4 protein-coding genes are annotated in these 4,161 nt (G+C 44.2%); 2 read left to right on the forward strand and 2 right to left on the reverse strand.

Translation table 11 applies throughout. The annotated features are described in order from the left end of the window. Positions 1-104: 104 nt before the first annotated feature. On the forward strand, positions 105-1,406 hold the full coding sequence (locus DDR33_RS15230) for an NAD(P)/FAD-dependent oxidoreductase (protein ID WP_109416664.1): 1,302 nt from the start codon (positions 105-107) through the stop codon (positions 1,404-1,406). 43 nt (positions 1,407-1,449) lie between these two features. Here the strand turns inward: DDR33_RS15230 and DDR33_RS15235 are convergent, their stop codons facing one another. Together DDR33_RS15235 and fbaA are read right to left on the reverse strand one after the other, a co-directional pair. Further along, positions 1,450-1,893 carry a GNAT family N-acetyltransferase gene (locus tag DDR33_RS15235; RefSeq protein ID WP_109416665.1) on the reverse strand — a complete coding sequence of 148 codons (444 nt, stop codon included), beginning with the start codon at positions 1,891-1,893 and terminating at the stop codon, positions 1,450-1,452. Positions 1,894-1,959: 66 nt separating this feature from the next. Continuing rightward, a complete protein-coding gene (gene fbaA, locus DDR33_RS15240; RefSeq protein ID WP_109416666.1) occupies positions 1,960-3,039 on the reverse strand; it encodes a class II fructose-bisphosphate aldolase in 1,080 nt (359 codons plus the stop codon). 214 nt (positions 3,040-3,253) lie between these two features. Here fbaA and accD point away from each other — a divergent pair, with 214 nt between their 5' ends. Further along, positions 3,254-4,099 (forward strand): acetyl-CoA carboxylase, carboxyltransferase subunit beta, encoded by an 846-nt coding sequence (accD, locus tag DDR33_RS15245; protein ID WP_109416667.1) that lies wholly within the window; start codon positions 3,254-3,256, stop codon positions 4,097-4,099. Positions 4,100-4,161 lie beyond the last annotated feature (62 nt).

Raw genomic sequence — 4,161 nt, forward strand, 5'->3', positions numbered from 1 at the left:
CTCATAAAAAAGCTGTATCGGTTTACCTGGTACAGCTTTTTTTATGCCAACTTTTCTCTTCCTCCGTGGTTTAAACAGGTAGAGAGCCCTTTTAATTTTGAGATATGGCAACATCGAAATCAGTCAATTTTCCGAGGATTATTATTATAGGAGGTGGTTTTGGAGGGATACAGCTGGCAAAAAACCTGGAGGATAAGGAAGTGCAGGTGCTGATGCTCGACCGGCATAACTATCACACATTCCAGCCGCTGCTCTACCAGGTGGCCACGGGAGGCCTGGAAGCTGACTCTATTGCCTATCCGTTAAGGAAGATCTTCAAGGGACAGAAGAACTTTAAATTCAGAAATGCAGAAGTGGAAACGATCTTCCCGGAACGGAAAGCAGTATCGACGAATATCGGTGAGTTCTATTATGACTACCTGGTAGTGGCAACCGGATCTGACTCTAATTTCTTCGGGTCGAAAACACTGGAGCATTATACAATGCCCATGAAAACGATTCCTGAAGCCCTTAATATGCGGAGTATGATCCTTCAGAATCTCGAAGAGGCACTGATTGAAACAGACCCGGTAAAGAAAGAAGCTCTTTTAAACTTTGTGGTAACCGGCGGCGGCCCGACGGGAGTTGAACTTGCCGGTGCACTGTCAGAATTAAAGAGGCACATCCTTCCCAAAGATTATCCGGAGCTGGATATGCATGATATGAATATCTTCCTGGTAGAAGGCTCCCCCACTGTGCTGGGACCGATGTCGCCACAATCACAGAGAAGCTCGCATGAATTCCTGGAAGAACTCGGAGTAAAGGTTTTAACCAGTATGAGGGTAGCTTCTTACGACGGCGATAAGATCGTACTTTCTGACGGGAACGAAATCGTCACCAGGAATGTACTGTGGTCAGCTGGTGTACGGGGCGTCGTTCCAGAAGGAATTCCTGCTGATAAGATCGTGCGGGGCGGAAAGATCCAGGTGGACGTGTTCAACAGGATAACCGGATATGATGATATATTCGCGATAGGAGATGTTGCTGCGATGATCACCGGAGAAAATCCTCATGGACATCCCGGTGTTGCTCCGGTAGCCATGCAGCAGGGACAGCATCTTGCAGTGAACATCGTCAGGATCATTAATAAAGAAGCCCCCCTCCCATTTAAATACAAAGACAAAGGTTCTATGGCGACAGTTGGGCGGAACCGGGCGGTGGTAGATCTTGGCAAGATCCGTTTCCAGGGCGTATTTGCATGGTTCGTATGGATGTTTGTGCATTTAATGACCCTTGTGGGGTTCAGGAACAAGCTGGTCGTGTTCGTCAACTGGGTGTGGAGCTACTTTAGTTATGACAGGGGTACCCGTCTTATTATCCGGCCGTTTAACCGTCAATCCATGACGGAAGATACGAAAGTAAAATAAAGGGAGGCGGATCCCGATCCAGCAAAACAGGTAGCCGGCGGGATCAGAGGCCCGCCTGGTTAAATTTCATTTTGTAATGCTGAATGCCGGCTTCTTCAAACAGAGGGCCTTCGGCAACGAAACCGAGCCCCGCATAGAACCCTACGGCATGTAACTGAGCATGGAGGTAAATGTACGCAGCGCCTGAGGGCAGATCTGTCAATATTTTTTTTACCAGGGCTTGTCCAACGCCGTATCCCCTGAATTCTTTTAAAACAGCGAAACGTTCGAGCTTAAAACCCTTATCTGTCCGGCGCCATCTGGCAGCTCCGGCAGGTTGTCCGTCAACAGTTGCCAGGAAATGAACAGATTCATCTTCGTACTCCCACTCCAGCTCCGGCGGACAATTCTGCTCATCCACAAATACCTTACGGCGAATGGCGAAGACCTTCTCCAGTTCTGTCTCCGTACTCACCTTCTCAACGGATAGTATACTATCTTTTTCCATAAAAGTGCAAAATAAAAGCCATCTCTGAGAGATGGCTTTCCATTGTTATAACCTACTAAAATTGAATCAGAGCTTGCTGTTAACGTCAACACAGTTGAGGTCTTCAAATGCCTGTGATAAACGTTTAACAAAAGTCTCTTCTCCTTTACGCAACCACACACGTGGATCGTAATATTTTTTATTGGGGGAGTCTACTCCTTCAGCATTACCAATCTGGCTCTGCAGGTATCCTTCTTTTGATTTGTAGTAATCTTTGATACCTTCCCAGAATGCCCACTGCATATCTGTATCGATGTTCATCTTGATTGCTCCGTAAGAGATCGCTTCTCTGATCTCTTCCTGAGAAGAACCGGAACCGCCATGGAACACAAAGTTGATTGGCTTTTCTTCCTGTAATCCGAGCTCTTTTCTCAGGTAATCCTGGGAGTTCTTCAGGATAATAGGCTGAAGCTTCACGTTACCTGGTTTGTAAACACCGTGAACATTACCAAATGCAGCTGCAATGGTGAAACGGTGACTTACGCTGCTAAGTTCTTTATATGCGTAGGCCACTTCTTCAGGCTGAGTATATAATTTAGAACTATCTACATCAGAATTGTCAACACCATCTTCTTCACCGCCTGTTACACCCAGCTCGATTTCGACAGTCATCCCAAGAGCTTTCATACGCTCCAGATACTTCTTACTGATTTCCAGGTTTTCTTCAATTGGCTCTTCAGAAAGATCGAGCATGTGAGATGAGAACAATGGCTTTCCGAACTGCTTGTGGAAACGCTCTCCGTGAGATAACATACCGTCTATCCAGGGTAATAATTTCTTAGCAGCATGGTCTGTATGAAGGATGACAGCAACACCATAGTGCTCAGCAAGCAGATGCACGTGTCTTGCTGCAGAAACAGCACCTAAAACACAAGCCTGCAGACTGGAATTATCCAATGATTTTCCTGCATAGAACTGAGCGCCACCATTTGATAACTGTACGATCACCGGGGAGTTTACAGCCTTAGCTGTTTCCATTACGGCATTGATAGAGTTGGTTCCAATGGTGTTTACGGCTGGTAAAGCGAATTGGTGTTTCTTTGCCTGTTCAAATAATTCCTGAACTGCATCTCCAAACAAAACGCCTTTATAATTTTTCAGATTCATATTATAACGTCTTTTAAGAAGTCCCGAAAATAACGATTTTAAGTTTATCTTATGTGATATAGATCATTAAATTTAATGCTATTACATTCTTTCTCTTCGTCTTCACATTCCCGGCAGAATAAGGGGCAAGGGGAATAAAAGAATGATATGTGCCTTTATATAAGAACGCATTTCTTAAAATTTTCGTTTATTTGCAGTGCTTATTCCATTTGATATGGCTTGGTTTAAAAGAGAGAAAAAAGGAATTATAACTTCTACAAAAGAAAAGAAAGAAGCTCCTGACGGTTTATGGAACAAGTGTCCGCAATGCAAAAAACCCTTGCATTATGCCGAACAGGTAGAGAACAAATACGTTTGTCATTATTGCAGCTATCATTTGCGGATAGGCTCGAAAGAATATTTTTCTGTTCTTTTTGATGACGATCAGTTTACGGAATTGTATCCTAATATGCGTTCGGGCGACCCCCTGAATTTTAAGGATACAAAGAAATACACACAAAGGCTGGAAGAGAGTTATGCCAAAACAGGCCTTAACGACGCAATAAGATCTGCCTACGGGCAGATGAATGGCCATGACATCGTGATTGCATGTATGGACTTCAACTTTATCGGAGGATCGATGGGATCTGTTGTAGGAGAAAAGATCTCCAGATCTATCGATTATTGCCTGGAGCATAAAGTACCTTTCCTCCTTATTTCAAAATCCGGGGGGGCGAGGATGATGGAAGCAGCATTCAGCTTAATGCAAATGGCTAAAACTTCCGCCAAGCTTGCCTTATTAAGCAAAGCTAAGATTCCTTATATTTCTCTGCTGACAGATCCGACAACAGGAGGAGTAACAGCTTCTTATGCCATGCTGGGCGACATTAACATTGCGGAGCCAGAGGCGCTTATAGGATTTGCAGGCCCACGCGTAATAAAAGAAACGATAAAAAAAGACCTTCCCAAGGGTTTTCAGACATCCGAATTCGTACTGGAGCACGGCTTTCTTGATTTCATTACCGACAGACGGGAAATGAAAGAGAAACTGTCGTCTTTCCTGGCTATGATGAAGGGGTAAAATAAGTTTTAAGTAGTAAGTTATAAGTTTTAAGTAAGGGTATATCGCAGATTGTGGTTATG

The organism is Pararcticibacter amylolyticus (assembly GCF_003130405.1).
GTDB lineage: Bacteria > Bacteroidota > Bacteroidia > Sphingobacteriales > Sphingobacteriaceae > Arcticibacter > Arcticibacter amylolyticus.

Coding starts and splice junctions, on each gene's coding strand:
- accD (WP_109416667.1), top strand. CDS start 3,254: ATGGCTTGGTTTAAAAGAGAGAAAAAAGGAATTATAACTTCTACAAAA.
- DDR33_RS15230 (WP_109416664.1), top strand. CDS start 105: ATGGCAACATCGAAATCAGTCAATTTTCCGAGGATTATTATTATAGGA.
- DDR33_RS15235 (WP_109416665.1), bottom strand. CDS start 1,893: ATGGAAAAAGATAGTATACTATCCGTTGAGAAGGTGAGTACGGAGACA.
- fbaA (WP_109416666.1), bottom strand. CDS start 3,039: ATGAATCTGAAAAATTATAAAGGCGTTTTGTTTGGAGATGCAGTTCAG.